General features: G+C 71.3%; 15 protein-coding genes and 1 pseudogene. 8 read left to right on the top strand and 8 right to left on the bottom strand.

Translation table 11 applies throughout. The annotated features are described in order from the left end of the window. Positions 1-29: 29 nt before the first annotated feature. Positions 30-740, bottom strand: a complete 711-nt coding sequence (locus VSH64_RS26960; protein ID WP_326565494.1) for a TetR/AcrR family transcriptional regulator — start codon at positions 738-740, stop codon at positions 30-32. 380 nt (positions 741-1,120) lie between these two features. Here VSH64_RS26960 and VSH64_RS26955 point away from each other — a divergent pair, with 380 nt between their 5' ends. Both VSH64_RS26955 and VSH64_RS26950 read left to right on the top strand, forming a co-directional pair. Next, entirely contained in the window at positions 1,121-2,062 is a 942-nt protein-coding gene (locus VSH64_RS26955; RefSeq protein ID WP_326565492.1) for an NAD-dependent epimerase/dehydratase family protein, read from the top strand. A gap of 110 nt (positions 2,063-2,172) precedes the next feature. After that, a complete protein-coding gene (locus VSH64_RS26950; protein ID WP_326565490.1) occupies positions 2,173-6,291 on the top strand; it encodes an aminotransferase class I/II-fold pyridoxal phosphate-dependent enzyme in 4,119 nt (1,372 codons plus the stop codon). Here VSH64_RS26950 and VSH64_RS26945 read toward each other — a convergent pair. The 5 genes from VSH64_RS26945 to VSH64_RS26925 form a co-directional block, all read right to left on the bottom strand. After that, the gene (locus VSH64_RS26945; protein ID WP_326565488.1) at positions 6,269-6,703 is read right to left on the bottom strand and encodes a hypothetical protein; all 435 of its coding nucleotides are present in this window, start codon (positions 6,701-6,703) and stop codon (positions 6,269-6,271) included. The two genes, VSH64_RS26950 and VSH64_RS26945, sit on opposite strands and share 23 nt — an antisense overlap. Before the next feature lie 239 nt (positions 6,704-6,942). Beyond that, on the bottom strand, positions 6,943-7,476 hold the full coding sequence (locus tag VSH64_RS26940) for a toxin (protein WP_326565487.1): 534 nt from the start codon (positions 7,474-7,476) through the stop codon (positions 6,943-6,945). Continuing rightward, the gene (locus VSH64_RS26935; protein WP_326565486.1) at positions 7,473-7,919 is read right to left on the bottom strand and encodes a helix-turn-helix domain-containing protein; all 447 of its coding nucleotides are present in this window, start codon (positions 7,917-7,919) and stop codon (positions 7,473-7,475) included. The genes VSH64_RS26940 and VSH64_RS26935 overlap by 4 nt, the downstream gene beginning before the upstream one ends. Positions 7,920-8,143: 224 nt before the next feature. Continuing rightward, positions 8,144-8,704 (bottom strand): Rv1733c family protein, encoded by a 561-nt coding sequence (locus VSH64_RS26930; RefSeq protein ID WP_326565485.1) that lies wholly within the window; start codon positions 8,702-8,704, stop codon positions 8,144-8,146. A gap of 259 nt (positions 8,705-8,963) precedes the next feature. Further along, positions 8,964-9,386 (bottom strand): hypothetical protein, encoded by a 423-nt coding sequence (locus tag VSH64_RS26925; protein ID WP_326565484.1) that lies wholly within the window; start codon positions 9,384-9,386, stop codon positions 8,964-8,966. A 327-nt stretch (positions 9,387-9,713) separates the two neighbouring features. On the opposite strand from VSH64_RS26925, the gene VSH64_RS26920 reads away from it, so the two are divergent. Both VSH64_RS26920 and VSH64_RS26915 read left to right on the top strand, forming a co-directional pair. Then, positions 9,714-10,352, top strand: a complete 639-nt coding sequence (locus VSH64_RS26920; RefSeq protein WP_326565483.1) for a GNAT family N-acetyltransferase — start codon at positions 9,714-9,716, stop codon at positions 10,350-10,352. Further along, a complete protein-coding gene (locus tag VSH64_RS26915; protein WP_326565482.1) occupies positions 10,294-10,806 on the top strand; it encodes an LmrA/YxaF family transcription factor in 513 nt (170 codons plus the stop codon). Before VSH64_RS26920 ends, VSH64_RS26915 begins: the two co-directional genes overlap by 59 nt. On the opposite strand, the gene VSH64_RS26910 is transcribed toward VSH64_RS26915, so the two are convergent. Continuing rightward, a complete protein-coding gene (locus tag VSH64_RS26910; protein ID WP_326565481.1) occupies positions 10,803-11,537 on the bottom strand; it encodes an enoyl-CoA hydratase-related protein in 735 nt (244 codons plus the stop codon). The two genes, VSH64_RS26915 and VSH64_RS26910, sit on opposite strands and share 4 nt — an antisense overlap. A 107-nt stretch (positions 11,538-11,644) precedes the next feature. Between VSH64_RS26910 and VSH64_RS48540 the strand changes: the two are divergent. The 4 genes and pseudogenes from VSH64_RS48540 to VSH64_RS26895 form a co-directional block, all read left to right on the top strand. Further along, positions 11,645-11,803: pseudogene (locus VSH64_RS48540) on the top strand (hypothetical protein); the annotation flags it as partial. A gap of 28 nt (positions 11,804-11,831) precedes the next feature. Further along, complete coding sequence (locus VSH64_RS26905; RefSeq protein WP_326565480.1) at positions 11,832-12,251, top strand: hypothetical protein; 420 nt, start codon at positions 11,832-11,834, stop codon at positions 12,249-12,251. After that, entirely contained in the window at positions 12,248-12,514 is a 267-nt protein-coding gene (locus VSH64_RS26900) for a response regulator transcription factor (protein ID WP_326565479.1), read from the top strand. The genes VSH64_RS26905 and VSH64_RS26900 overlap by 4 nt, the downstream gene beginning before the upstream one ends. Before the next feature lie 47 nt (positions 12,515-12,561). Then, positions 12,562-13,758 (top strand): amidohydrolase family protein, encoded by a 1,197-nt coding sequence (locus VSH64_RS26895; RefSeq protein WP_326565478.1) that lies wholly within the window; start codon positions 12,562-12,564, stop codon positions 13,756-13,758. On the opposite strand, the gene VSH64_RS26890 is transcribed toward VSH64_RS26895, so the two are convergent. Continuing rightward, complete coding sequence (locus VSH64_RS26890) at positions 13,736-14,932, bottom strand: cysteine desulfurase-like protein (RefSeq protein ID WP_326565477.1); 1,197 nt, start codon at positions 14,930-14,932, stop codon at positions 13,736-13,738. The two genes, VSH64_RS26895 and VSH64_RS26890, sit on opposite strands and share 23 nt — an antisense overlap. Between the last annotated feature and the right edge of the window lie 21 nt (positions 14,933-14,953).

Raw genomic sequence — 14,953 nt, 5'->3', positions numbered from 1 at the left:
CAGACCACCCCAGTCGTGGAACTCAAAGATCAGGCGTTCACGGCCTCACGCCGGCTGCCTTCGAGCGGCACGGCGAGGCCGACCGCTTCCGCCGCCACGGCCACCGCGTAGTCGAAGAAGGCCGACTGGTCGGCGACGCTGTCGTGCGTGCGGCTGAACACCTGGAACACCAACAGGCCGATCAGGTTGCTCCACAACACGATTCCGCGTTCGAGCAGATCGCCGTACGGTGCCTCGGGCTGTCCGCCAAACAGTGCGACGGCCTCGGCGGTCACCAGCGTCGGGCCCGGCAGCGGCCGGCTCGGCGGCGTGAGTGATCCGGCCGCGAGCGCGGACCGCAGTACTGCGGCGAGCGCGGCCGGCGTGCGCGAAGCCGGGCCCACGGTGGTTTCCGGCGCCGCGTAACCCGGCACCGGCGAGCCGTAGAGCAAGGCGAACTCGGCCGGGTTCGCGAGCGACCACTCGCGCAGACCACGCGTGACGGCCAGCAGGCGCGCGCCCGGATCGGTCTCCTGCTCACCGGGATCGGCCTGTTCCATGGCTTCGCCGGAGGCATTGTAGGCGTCGATGATCAACGCCGTGAGCAGATCGTCACGATCGGCGAAAAAAGGTTGGACCTCGGCCACGGTGACGCCACTGGCGACCGCCACCGTCTGCAGCGTGAGGCCGGTGGCACCGGCCTCGGCGAGCTGACGGCGCGCGGTCCGCACGACGAGCCGCGGGAGTTCTTCAGAAGACATGGGTATCGAAGACATAGGCATCCTTGTCGGAACTGTCCATGATCGGCGACCCTACACCAACGCCCGGCGGCCGCCTAGAGGCCGAAAAGCCGCTCCGGCCAGTAAGAAGTCGGGGGTTTGCCCGGCGCCTTTTGCGATTAATCGCGGTGCCGCCTTGCCAATCCGACCAAAAGGAGGCGGGCACGCGACGGGACGGTTACCGCGGTCGGTGACTGTTCCCGCCGTGGCTGTGGTCGGATTGGTAATGACCAGCACAGTCGAGGACGTTCACGGCGTCCACGAGGTTTACGGACATCTGTCCGAAGAAGTTCGCGGTGAACCCCGCGTTACGGATACCTGAAAAGCCGTTCCCGCTCAGCGGGCTGACTATGGTGTGGCGCATGAGTCTTCACGTGGTGATCGGGTTCGGCCCGGCGGGGGCGGCGACGGCGAGGCTGCTCGCCGAACGGGGCGAGCGGGTGAAGGTGATCGCGAGGTCGCCCCGGCCGGAGGAGGCGGGGCTCGAGCACGTGGTGCTCGACGCCGCCGATCGCGCGGCACTGACCGCCGCAACCGAGGGTGCTGACGCGATTTACCAGTGCGCCAGCCCGCCGTACCACCGCTGGACGCGCGACTGGCCGCCGCTGGCCGACGCCACCGCCGCGGCGGCCGAGGCGACCGGCGCCGTGCTCGTGGCGCTGGGGAACCTGTACGGCTACGGGCCGGTCGACGGTCCGCTCACCGAAGACCTGCCGTTGGAAGCGACGGGACCGAAGGGCCGCGTGCGCGTGCAGTTGTGGAAGCAGCTGCACGATCTGCACGAGCAGGGCCGGATCCGCGCGGCCGAGGTGCGGGCGTCGGACTTCTTCGGCCCGGGCGTGACCGACGGCGGGCACCTCGGCGCGCGCGTGGTGCCGGCGGTGCTGAAGGGCCGCAAGGTGCAGGTGATGGGTGACCCCGACGCGCCGCACAGCTGGACGTTCATCCCGGACGTCGCGCGCACGCTGGTGCGGGTGGCCGCGGAGGAGAAGGCGTGGGGCCAGGCGTGGCACGTGCCGACGCTGCCGGCGCGTTCTTCGCGCGTGATGGTGGGCGTGCTGTGCGAAGCCGCGGGGGTGCCGCCGGTCGGCGTACAACGGCTTCCGGCGCCGTTGCTGCGGATGGCGGCCGCGTTTTCCCCCTTGCTGCGAGAACTGCAGGAGGTGCGCTACCAGTTCGATCGCCCGTTCGTGGTGGATTCCCGTGCCTTCACGGAATTCTCGGGTGAGCAGCCCACTCCGCTCACCGAGCAGGCGGCGGCGACGGTGGCGTGGTGGCGTGATCACTCGGCTACCGTGAGTTGACCTGCGGTGGGGTAATTTTGCAACTGATTCCGGGACGCCCTTGAAAATCCGATCGCTTCGGTGCAATCTCTCACCTACTGGGTGGGCGATCGGCGCGAGGAAGTTCTGTCATGGCGTCTTGGGGATCTGCTGCGAGCAAAATCGGAAATCGAACGGACATCGCTATTGTCGGCATCGGGTGCCGTTTTCCCGGTGCGCGGAACGTGAACGAGTACTGGGATCTGCTCAGTGAGCCGAAACCACAGCTCAGGACCGTCCCCGATTCGAGGTGGCGGCGGGACGCGTTCTACAACGACGATTTCCGGGACACCTCGGCCGCGTACTCCGACAAGATGGCGCTGCTCGACGACGTCGGGCAGTTCGACGCCGGCCACTACGGCATCCCGCCGCGCCGGGCCCGATCACTCGACCCGCAGCACCGGCTGCTGGTGGACCTCACGCGCGAGGCGCTGCAGGACGCGGGCTGGGAGGCCGGCGGCTTCGAGCGCGAGGACACGTCGGTGATCATGTCGCTGTCCGACAGCGGCTACCGCGAGATGAGCACGCTTCACCTTCGCTTGCGGCAGCTGGCGGGCGGCGAGTTCGGCCGCTCGGCGGGCGCCGAGCTGGCCGAAGCCGGTTCGGCGGTCGGCGGCCTGCACGCCACCGCGATGGCCGGGCTGCTGCTCAACATGGGGCCGAGCTCGATCAGCTCGGTGTTCGACCTGCACGGCGAGAGCTACGCGCTCGACGCCGCGTGTTCCGGCGGGCTGACCGCGGTGGCCAACGCGGTGTTCGCGCTGCGCGCGGGCCGCTGCCGCATCGCCGTGGCCGGTGGCGCGCAGCTGGTGCTCACGCCGGACCTGCTGGTCGGTTTGTGCCGGATCGGCGCGGTTTCGCGCTCCGGCGAGTGCCGGCCGTTCGACGAGCGCGCCGACGGTTTCGTGCTCGGCGAAGGCGCGGGCGTGCTGGTGCTGCGCCCACTGGCCGACGCGCAGGCGGCCGGGGACCGCGTGTACGCCGTGATCCGCGGCGTCGGGCTGTCCAACGACGGCACGGTGAAGGGCGGCATGATGCCGCAGGAGTCGGGCCAGCTGCTGGCGCTGCGCCGCGCGTATCGCGACGCCGACGTCGAGCCCGGCTCGGTCGGCTACCTCGAAGCCCACGGCACCGCGACGTCGGTGGGCGACGACGTGGAGATCAACGCCCTCGGCGAGCTACGTCGCGACGCGGCCGCGCCGGCGTACCTCGGCGCCGCGAAGTCCGTGGTGGGGCACTCGCTGGGGACCGCGGGCATCGCCGGGCTCATCAAGTCGGTGCTGTCGGTCCACAAGGGACAGATCCTGCCGCAGCCGGACTTCGAGCCGGCCGGGCACCTGGCGCTCGACGAGGCGGGCCTGCGCGTGGCGGGCGAAGTGACGCCATGGGTTTCGCCGGACGGGCCGCGCCGCGCGGGCGTGAGCGCGTTCGGCTTCGGCGGCACGAACGTGCACGTGGTCCTGGAGGAATTCCCCGCTGCTGCTGAGGTTCCTCCTTCGGGCCCGCAGCTGCTGCTGCTCACCGCCCGCGACCGGGCGGGCCTGGCCCGGCACGCCCGCGAGGTCGCGGAGGTGCTTTCGCGCGAGCCACTGCCGCTGGCCACGGTCGCCGCCACCCTGGCCCGCCGCACCCTCTTCGCCGAACGCCTCGCGGTCGTCGCCGAAGACTGCGCCGTGGCGCAACTGATGGCGGCCTCGGTGGCGCTCGAGTCGGGCCAGACGGGCGAGCTGGCACCGGGGACGTACGCCGGCGTCGTCGCACCGGGCGCCGAGGTGCCCGCGCCGGACCTGCCGCTGCTCGAACTGGCCGCGCTGGCCGTGACCGGCCCGGGCCTGCGGCCCACTCTCAGTGCGACGCCGCCGTGCACCCTGCCGCCCAGCCCGCTCAGCCCGCGCGAGCACTGGGTCGTCGACGCGGCGAAGCGCGCGAAGGCGCAGGCGCTGGCGCCGCTCGGTGGCCGGCCTTCCGCTGAACCCGTTGCCACGCAGGAACTTCCCTCCGCGCGCGACGTCCTCGCCGTGGTCCTCGAGGAGGTCGCCCGCACGAGCGCCTTCCCGGCCACCGACCTGTCCGCCGCGCACCTCCTCATCGACGACCTCGGCTTCGACTCCCTCATGCTCACCGAGCTGGAAGCGAACCTGCGGAAGCGCTTCCCCGGCCAGCGCTTCGAGATCGACCAGGAGCGCGGGGTGACGATCGGCGCGGTGGCGGGGTTGATCACGCCTGCGGTGGCGGTGCCCTTCGCGTCGGTCGGCGACGGCGTGCTTGCTGCGGAGGTGTCGCTGGTGCCGGAGGTCGTTGCACCTTCGGTGGCGGTGCCCTTCGCGTCGCCTGCCGACGCCGGGCTTGCGGCGGAGGTGTCGCTGGCGCCGGAGGTCGTTGCGCCTGCGGTGGCGGTGCCCTTCGCGTCGGTCGGCGACGCTGGGCTTGCTGCGGAGGTGTCGCTGGCGCCGGAGGTTGCTGCACCTCCGATGGCGGTGCCCTTCGCGTCGCCTGCCGACGCCGGGCTCGCTGCGCCGGAGTCTGTCGCGCCTGCCGGGGTGGCTGATGCTCCGGCGCCGGGGATGTCGTCGCACGCTGAGGCCTTCGCGTCCGGTGTGGCGGGCCAGACTGCGCCTGGGGTAGCGCCCTTGGCGCCGGAGGCCGTTGTGGCGGATGGGGCGGGCTGGGCTACGCCCGCCGCGACCGTGCTGACGGCACCGGCGGTTGACGCGCCTGCCCTGGGACTGTCGTCGGCTTCCCCCTCTGAGTCGTTCGCGTCCGGCGTGGCGGGCCCGACCGCGCCGGCGGCGCCGTTGGTGCCGAAGGCCGTCGGGCCCGATGAGGCTGGCCTGACCGCTCCTGGGGCTGCGCCCTTGGTGCCGGGGACCGTGCCGGCTGCGGCAGGCAGGACTTCGCCCTCCGCGACAGTGCCGATGACACCGGCGGCCGTCACGCCTGCCGTGGCGGGAACACGTGCCGTGCGGATGCCGCCGGCTCCGGAGACCGTCGCCTTCGATCCGGCCACCGCGTCGATCGACGACTTCCCCGAGGCCGCCGCGATCGACGCGCGGTTGCGGGAGTTTTCGGACCTGGGCGTGGCGAATCCGTACTTCCGCAAGCACCAGGGCCGGATGACCAGCACGACTTCCGTCGGCGGGCGGGAGTTCCTGTCGTTCTCCAGCTACAACTACCTCGGCCTCTCCGGGCACCCCACCGTGACCGCCGCGGTGCACGACGCCGTAGAACGCTACGGCACCTCGGTCTCCGGCAGCCGCCTCCTCGCGGGCGACCGCGACCTCACCCGGCAGCTCGAAACGGAACTCGCGTCCTTCCTCGGCACCGACGACTGCCTCGCCCTGGTGAGCGGCCACGCGACCAACGTGAGCGCCATCGGCCACCTGGTGGGCCCCGGCGACCTCGTCATCCACGATTCCCTCGCCCACGACAGCATCCTGCAGGGCTGCGCGCTCTCCGGCGCGACGCGGCGCCCCTTCCCGCACAACGACGTCACCCAGCTCGCCGACATCCTCCGCCGCACCCGCGCGCGCTTCCGGCGCGTGCTGATCGTGGTCGAGGGCGCGTACAGCATGGACGGCGATCTCGCGGACCTGCCGGGCCTCATCGACCTCAAGAAGCGCTACGGCGCCCTGCTGATGGTGGACGAGGCGCACAGCATCGGCACCGTCGGCGCGACCGGCGCCGGCGTCGGCGAGCACTACTCGGTGGACCGGTCCGATGTGGACCTCTGGATGGGCACCCTGTCCAAGTCCCTCGCCGGCTGCGGCGGCTACCTCGCCGGCTCCGCCCGCACGATCCAGTGGCTGCGCTACTCACTGCCGGGCTTCGTCTACAGCGTCGGCCTCACGCCGGCCAACGCCGCGGCTTCCCTGGCGGCCCTGCGCGTGCTGCGCGCCGAACCCGTCCGCCTCGCGCGCCTGCGCGTCAACTCGAGGCTCTTCCTGGAGCTCTCCCGCGCCGCCGCCCTGCCCACCGGCTCGGCCTCCGCGACCCCCATCGTCCCCTGCGTCGTCGGCGACTCCACCACCACACTCCGCCTCGCCACCACGCTGTACGACCACGGCATCATCGTCGACCCGATCCTCTACCCGGCCGTCGACGAATCCCAGACGCGCCTGCGCTTCTTCCTGACGAGCGACCACGAAGCCGACCAATTGAAGTACACGGTCGCGACGGTCGCACGCGAACTCACCCGATTGCGAGAGAGCTGAGCTTCACCCGCAGAGCAGACAGGTCGGCTTCTCGGTCGCGGAGCAACCGACCTCTCCTGTTGGCCGACAGCTCGGCCGGCCTGACGATCACCAAGCGCAGCCCATGGGCCGGGATCTGCTCGTCCCGGCGCTGGTCGTACAGCGCGCGTTGACGGCCGCGATGCACTCCGCTGACGGTGAGCCGGTCCGGCTTGTCGAAGTGCCGGACTGGCTGATCGTGCTGGACTTCCCGGTATTCCACGACCAACTCGTGGCCCGGCCAGTACCCGTCGACCGGCAACTTGCGCGCGCGCCCGTCTCGTCCGATGTCGCCGAGAAGCCAATCGAACCGCGCCTGCCGCCGGCCACGCTCGCCCAGAACCTCGTCGCACAGGTCGAGCACGTAGGCCTCATCGCTGTCTTCGCGGCTCATGACGGCCCTCCGAACTCGGCACGGCTGAGACGTTCGCAAGGAGCCTCACCCAGCTGCAGGTATTTTGCTCCGGCCGCCGGGAGGAGAGAGACAAACCGCCGCCCTCCTCAGGGGGAACGGCCCTTGCCCAGTCTATCCGCCACCCCCGACAATTTCGGCCGAGCCACCCCAGACCCGGGTAGTTGTCCCCACCTCATCGAGTGAAGACCAAACCGCCTCAACCACCGAAAACCCAAGCCCTACAACAACATCCGCTCAATCCGATCAATCGGCTTCTCTTCCTCCGCCGGCACCACCGACGGCGCGGCAGCCCGAACCATCCCCATCCGCTCCGACAGCAGGTACGCGATGATCTCCGCCTCCTGCTCCTGCACGTCGTCGTACGTGGCGCGCATCAGCATGTCGCGGACGATGTCCGGGTCGAGGTTGGGGAAGAGGGAGCGGGCGCTGTCGTCGTCGAGCAGGCCGGAGCCGCGGTGGCAGCAGATGATGTGACCGAGCTCGTGCAAGATGATGTGCTCCTGGTGTGCGCCGGTGGTGTTGGCGTCGAAGAAGATGAGGTCTTCTTGTTGCGCCGCGACCCACATGCCGCACGGGTGGGAGGCCGGCATGGGCATCGGCACGAGGGTGATGGGCCGTTCGCGAAGGGTGCCCAGGCGTTCGCACAGGGTCGGGAGGTCGCAGCCTTCCGGGAGGTCCAGTTCGGCGATGCGCCGGGCGCCTTCTTCGCGCATGCGCTTGAGCTGGTCGCGGCGGTCCTCGGCCACGCTCACCCCGCGGCCTCGTCGCTCACCGGCGGCAGGCCCTGCATCTGGCGGTACTGGTCCATGATCGTGGTGATCGCCTGCAGGTTCTCCTCGCGCATGCCCGCCGCGCGCATCGCGACCGCGCGCACGCCCGCCTGCCGCATCGCTTCGAGGGCGGCGAGTTCGCTCAGCACGTCGCCGGCCACCTTCTCGTCGAAGAAGTACGCGACGGACACGCCGAAGAACTTCGCCAGCGCCGCCAGCAGCTCCTGCGACGGGTTGGTGCGCTTGCCCGACCGCAGCTGCGACAGGTACACCGACCCGACCTTCAGCTCCGGCGACTCGCGCTTGAGCTCGGCCACCACCTCGGCGTTCGTCCAGTGCTTGCCCTGCGGCCGCACGGTCCGGAACAGGTCGTCGAGCCGAGAGGCCAACGTCGGCCGAGTGTTTTCGCTCGAGTCACTGGACATGTCCGCCCCCTCCGGTCAGCGACTGATTGCTCTCAGCTAGGTCGACTATCCCAGATTAGCTGACAGTTGACAATCAGGGTGACCCTACACAACACTGTGAGCAGGTCGAGTTAGCTGTTAGTTAACTCGATCCTTCTGGCTCAGCGGTGGCGTTGTACCGCTCCGGGGCGGCGCTGGGGGTGTCGCTCCGCCGGTCCGCCGGCCGGGCCCGGAGGCAGCCGGCTTCAGCGCACTGCCTCCGGGCCGGCGAACTGGGCCCATTCGGCAGCCCAGCGAGCCGACCGGTGGCGGTCGAGCACGCGCCGGGCGATCCAGAAGCCACCGGCCAGCACGCCGATCGCGCACAGCCAGGTGAAGGTGCCCACGAGCACGCCGTTGGTCACGGCGTCGGCGTGGGTGAGGGGTGCGGTGGTCTGCTTGCCGTCGCTGTCGAGCCAGATCGGCGCCTGCGAACCGGGGTTGCCGGCGCCCGCGGGCACCGTGACGACACCGGTCTGCGGCGAGCCGTTCGCCAGCCGCCATGTGGCCGTGACACGAGAGCTGTGGGCGATCGGCGCGCTGTCGCCGACCGACGCCGGCTTCGGCGCGGTCGCGACCACCGTCGCGGTGACTTGGTGGCGCGTCTTCAGCTGCGCGTCGGACGCCGCCGTTTCGTGCGACACGTCGGCCTTGGCGAGCATGATCACGAACGGGAGTGCCACGAGCGACACGACCACCGCGATTCCGACGAGGAGTCCCTCTACGCGATCAGTGCGCCGCACGAGGGGATTGCTCAAGAAGCCCACTCGTCGCAGGAATCGGGTGAGGGGTAGAGGTGGTCTGCCAGCCCGGGCCTTGTTCCGCATGAGCTCCATGGTCCTCTTACACGCCCGCGCGCGCTGTGTCCAGCACAACGTTTTCATTGGTTTTCCTGGGAAAACGGTGTGTTCCTCAGCACGCTCAAGGGCGCCACTCCACTTGTGGGTGAACGCCGTCACTTCGCGTTGTGATCGACTTGCCGGATGCTCGCCACGCGTTGAATGACGAGCCCGGAAACAACGGGGCTCAGTCGACGAGCCGCACGGTCACCGTGGTGCTGTAGGACTTGCGTCGCGAGAGGCCGTGCTCCGCCACGATGCTCAACTGGATCGACCGGTCGGCCGGGGCCCAGTAACCCGTGCGCACGAAGTAGCCGTCCATCGTGCAGAGGCGGTTGGCGCTCTTGCGCGAACTGATCGTCTCCCAGCCCCAGTGCCGCCCGCTGGCTTCCACGCCGTTGCGCCGGACCGACAGCCGCGGGTTGCCCACCTCGCGGCAGAACTCGCTGCCCTCGGCGATGTAGAGCACGCCGTCGACCTTGTAGAAGCGGTTGCCGTCCAGCAGGCTCACCTGACCCGACAGCATCACGTTCACGCGGCCGCCGTCGTTTCCCTCCATCTCCCAGTCGACGCTGAATTCCTTCGTCGGAGCCTCGATCGACTGGGTCATGACCTCGTCCCCTTCGCGCACGGTTTTCGGAGATTCCATTAGAAGATAGGGAAGAATCACGAGTCCGGCGGGTTTCGGGAACCGTTTTCACCCGATGAGGCTCACGCCGCGACAGATGGCCATTCGCGCATGAATTGGCGCCACTTTTCAGCGCACCGGGTGATGGCGGACACGGGAAGTGAAATCGCAATACCCGGAACCGGTCACGCGCCACCGTTCCACTGGGCGCTGTGGGCTACGCCGGGCGCCGCCGTGTCGGCAGGGTGACGACTCACTATGACGGCCGTCATAGTGAGTCGATCACGCGCGACGTGTTTCCCTGGATGTATGACAGCTGTCATAATCGTCGAGCCGGCCACCGCCGAGACCGTCGAACGCCTCGTGCGGGCGTGCTCGGTCGAGAGCCTCGCGTGGCGCTTCACGCTGCCCGGGCGGCCGGATCCGGAGTGGGTCCTGGTGCGCTACCGCGCGTTCCTGCTCGCCGGTACCGCGCTCGTCGCGAAGATCGGCGACGCGCCGGTGGGGTTGGTCAACCTCGTGCCGGACGGCGACGGCCGCGCCGAGCTCGGGGTGCTCGTGGCCGACGCCTGGCACCGCCGCGGCATCGCCAGCACGCTCGTGCGCCGGCTCGTCGAAGACCCGTGCCGGGCCGGCTGGACGCTGCACGCTTCCGTGCGCATCGGCAACGCGGCGGCCGAGGGGCTGCTGCGCGCCCACGGCTTCGGGCCGGTTCCGGCGTTCGAGCGTGGCGAGAAGGAGTTCGAACGGGTCCTGCCCACTAGCATGACCGGTGTCATGAAGGAGGTCGTCGGTGGCGGAATCGGAGAGGCCGGCGCGGGAGCGGATGGTGTTCAGCGCCGCGCAGCTGCTGCGGACACAGGGCGTCGCCGGTACGGGCCTGCGGGACGTGGTGGCCCACGCGAACGCGCCGCGGGGCTCGCTGCAGCACTACTTCCCCGGCGGTAAGGAGCAGCTCGTCGGCGAGGCCGTCGAGTGGGCCGGGCGGTACGCGGCGCGCCGCGTGCGCCGGGGCGCCGAATCGATGGAAGACGCGACGCCGGGCAACCTGTTCGCCGCGATGGTGCAGCCGTGGCGCGCCGAATTCGCCGACCGCGGATTCGGGTCCGGCTGCCCGATCGTGGCCACGGTCGCCGATTCCGCGGCGTTGAGCGAAAAGCTGAGGGAGAGCGCGGCCGCCGCGTTCGCCGAATGGCGTAAACCACTCGTGGCGGAACTCGAGCAAATGGGCGTATCCGCTACTCGGGCCGCGTCGCTGGCCGTGCTGATGATCAGCTCGCTCGAAGGCGCCCTCGTGCTCGCGCGCGCCGACCAGGACGTGGCCCCGCTCGACGCGATCGTCGAAGAGCTGCGGCCGCTGCTGGACGGCGCCGTGGAGAAGCGCCGCCGCCGCACCGGCTAGCGGCGGCCCAGCTTCGCGCGCAGGTTGGCCACGGTCTCGGGGTCGTGCAGCAGCTTGCCGAAGTGCCGGGACTCCGCGTCCATCCGCTCGCGCACGCTCGTGTCCCCGGTGTCGCGCAGCAGCTCGCGCGTCAACGCGAGCGCGGTCCGCGGCTGCGCGGCCAGCGCGGCCGTGCGCTCGGCGACGCGGGCTTGCAGCGCCGCGGTGTCCGCGAGCACCTCGTTCACGAGCCCCAGCCGGTGCGCCTCGGCGGCCGGCACGCGGTCGCCGAAGAGCAGCAGCTCCGCCGCGCGCTGCGGCCCGACCCGGCGCGGCAGCGCGAAGCTGCTGCCGTACTCCGGCACGAGCCCCAGCGACGTGAACGGGAACTGCAGGTAGCTGCTCTCCGTCGCGTACACGAGGTCGCAGTGCAGCAGCAGCGTCGCGCCGATGCCCACGGCCGGCCCGTCGACCGCCGCGACCACCACGGCGCCGGTCGTGAGCAGCGCTTCCTGAAACCGCCGCACGGGCGTGTTGTCCCCGCCGCCCTCGTCGTGGGCGAGGAAATCGCCGAGGTCGTTGCCGGCGGTGAACGTGCCGCCGGCCCCGGTCAGCACGACGATCGGCGTCCCCGCGGTCTCCAGCGCCTCGGCCAGCGCCGAGTACATCGCCGTGGTGAGCGCGTTGCGCTTGTCCGGGCGGTTGATCGTCACGGTGGTGACGGCTTCGGCGGCCACGACGTCGATGCTCATGACCCCGAGAGTTCCACAACGGAACTCAGCCGGTCAACGCGAGCCGCCCGGGCCCGGAGGACCCGAAACCGGCGAAACTGACACGCTCCTCACGGCGGTGCCGAGCCATGGGGCAGACACCGCCTGGGGGAAGGGACACGGACGAAGCCGGCTTCGTCGGGCGGCAGCACGAGCCGGCCGTGCTCGACGGGTTGACCCGGGCCGCAGCCGACGGCACCGGAGGCGCCGTGCTGCTCGCCGGCGATCCGGGCGTGGGCAAGAGCCGGCTGGCCGCCGAGATGGTGCGCCGCGCTCGTGGCGCTGCCCGACGATCCGCCGTACAGCGAGCCCGGCGAATTCCGGCCGCTCGCCGCGCGGCTGCTGATGGACCTCGGCCATGCCGAGGAGGCCCGGCGGCTCTACCGTTCGCTGCCCTCGCTCGACGCCGTGCCGGTGTTCATGGGGCTGCCCGCGTGGGCGGGCACAGCGGAGCTGGCCGCGGACTTCGGCGACCGCGACGCGGCGGCCGACGTGTACCGCCGCCTCGCGCCCTTCGCCGACGACGCGGTGCGCCACATGCGTGCGGCGATCGAGGTCTGCGGCCGCGACGGCATGCCGCCCTACGGCGTCGTTTCCCGCTACCGGCTGGCGCAGACACTCGCGCGGCGCCGCCAGCCTGGCGACCGAGCGGAGGCCGCGGAACTGGCGAGCTCGGCCGCCGCGAACTCGGGATGACGCCGCGGGCTCGGCGTTCGGAAGGGCTGGCGGCGCAGGTGTCGGGGGACCGGCCGGGGCCGTTGACGCGCCGGGAGCAGGAGATCGCGCGGCTCGTGGCGCAGGGCCTCACGAGCCGGCAGATCGCGGCCGTCACCCACATCACCGAGCGGACGGCCGAGAACCACGTGCACCACATCCTCGGCAAGCTGGGATTCACCAACCGCGCTCAGAAGCCGGGCGTGGGTCGTCGCGGAACAACCGGATCTGAGTACCGCGGCTGAGCAATCGGGCAGACGCGCGTCGCCCCTGGGCGGCGCAGAATTGCGGCATGACCCTCCTCGCGTTGCGGGCGGCGCGGCTGTTCGACGGCACCGCGTCGGCACTCGTCGCCGACCCCGTGCTGGTGCTCGAAGGCGGTGTCGTGCGCTCGGTCGACCACGCCGTGCCGCCGGGCGCGACCGTCGTCGACCTCGGCGACGCGACGCTGCTGCCCGGCCTGGTCGACACCCACGTGCACCTGGCCTTCGACGCGAGTGAAGACCCCGTCGGGGCGCTGCTGGCGCGCGACGAGGCGCAGACGCTCGCCGCCATGACCGCCGCCGGGCGGCAGGCCGCGTACGGCGGCGTCACCACCGTGCGCGACCTCGGCGACCGCGACTACCTGAGCCTGGTGCTGCGCGCGTCGGACGACCCGGCGCTGCCGACGATCGTGGCCGCCGGGCCGCCGCTGACGACGCCGCGGGGCCACTGCCACTACCTCGGCGGCGAGGTGACGTCGGCGGAATCCGCCCGGGCCGCCGTGCGCGAGCACGCCGAGCGCGGGGTCGACGTGATCAAGCTGATCGCCAGCGGCGGCAACCTCACGCCCGGCACACGGCTCGAAGTGCCGCAGTTCGCGCCCGACGTGCTGCGCGCCGCCGTGGCCGAGGCTCACCGGCTGAGCCTCCCGGTCACCGCCCACGCCCACGGCACCCAACCGGTGATCGACGCCTTGGCCGCGGGTGTCGACGGCCTCGAACACGCCACCTTCATGACCACCGACGGCGTCGACGAAGCGCCGCCGGACCTGGTGCGCGAGATCGCCGAACGGCACGTCACCGTGGGCGTGACGCTCGGCATCGTCGTGCCGGACGGCACGCCGCTGCCGGGTCCGATCGCTTCGCGGCGGGACGCGCTCGTCGCCAACCTGCGCGCGTACCACCGCGCCGGTGTGCAGCTCACCGCCGGCACCGACGCGGGCATCATGCCGATCAAGCCACCCGACGTGCTGCGTTACGCCGTGCACATGCTCGAGTTCAGCGGCATGTCCACAGTGGACACCTACCGCGCGGTGACTTCGGTGGCCGCCGGGGTGTGCGGGCTCGGCCACCGCAAGGGCCGGCTGGCGCCGGGGTTCGACGCCGACGTGCTCGCGGTGCGCGGCGACCCGTTCACCGATCCCGCCGCTCTCCACGACATCCGCGCGGTCTACGTGCGAGGGGTCGCCGTGCGGGGCACCCCGGTCACAGTTCCGCCACCGCGCTGACCAGCCGGTCGACCTCGGCCGCCGTGGTGTACGGCGCGATGCCCGCGCGCACGGCGCCGGCGTCGCCGAGGCCGAGGTGGCGTGAGCATTCGAGGGCGTAGAAGCTGGCGGCCGGCGCGTTCACGTTGTGCTGCGCGAGGTGCTCGTACACGGCCTTCGGCTCGTGGCCGGTCACGGAGAACAGCACCGTCGGCGTGCGCTCGCGGTCGGGGGAGCCGTGGCGCACCACCTTCGGCAGCTCGGCGAGCCCGTTGTCGAGGCGGGTGAGCAGCTCGCCTTCGTGGATTTCGAGCTCGGCCAGCGACGTGGCGAGCTTCTCGCGCCGCGTGCCTTCGGCCGGCACGAGGTTCGCGAGGAAGTCGATCGCCGCGGCGGTGCCGGCGAGTAGCTCGTAGGGCAGCGTGCCGAGCTCGAACCGCTCCGGCACGGCGTTGCTGGAGGGCAGGAGCTTGTCCGGCTGCAGCGTCTCCAGCAGCGCGGGCGCGGCGGCGAGCAGGCCGAGGTGCGGGCCGAGGAACTTGTACACCGAGCAGGCGTAGAAATCGGCGCCGAGCGCATCGACGTCCACCGTGCTGTGCGGCGTGAGGTGCACGCCGTCGACATAGCTGAGCGCTCCGGCTTCGCGGACCTTCGCGGTGATCGCGGCGACGTCCGGGCGGGTGCCGAGCAGGTTCGATGCGGCGGTGACGGCGACCAGGCGCGTCTTGTCGGTGAGCAGTGAGGTCACGGCCTCGACCGGCAGCACGCCCGTGGCCGGGTCGAAGTCGGCCCACCGCACGGTGACCCCGCGCGCCTGCGCCGCCTGCACCCACGGCCGGATGTTCGCGTCGTGGTCGAGCCGGGTCACCACGACCTCGTCGCCGGGTGACCAGGTCTTCGCCAGCGTGCGGGAGAAGTCGTAGGTCACCTGCGTCATGCTGCGGCCGAACACCACGCCCTCGGCCTGCGCGCCGAGCAGGTCCGCCACCGCCTGCCGCGCTTCGCGCACGATGCCGTCGGCGCGGCGCTCGGCGGGGGTCACGGTGCCGCGGTTGGCGATCGCGGAGCAGAGGACGCCCGCCACGGCTTCGCCGACCACGTCCGGCACCTGCGAGCCACCGGGTCCGTCGAAGTGCGCGGCCCCTTCGGCGAGGGCGGGGAAGTGCTTGCGGATCGCGTTCACGTCATAGGCCACGAGGTCCAGCATGCCGGACGG

The organism is Amycolatopsis rhabdoformis (genome assembly GCF_035918295.1).
In the GTDB taxonomy this organism is placed as follows: Bacteria; Actinomycetota; Actinomycetes; order Mycobacteriales; family Pseudonocardiaceae; genus Amycolatopsis; species Amycolatopsis rhabdoformis.
The sequence above is the reverse complement of the archived record's forward strand: the minus strand, read 5'-3'. Positions and strand labels throughout refer to the sequence as shown.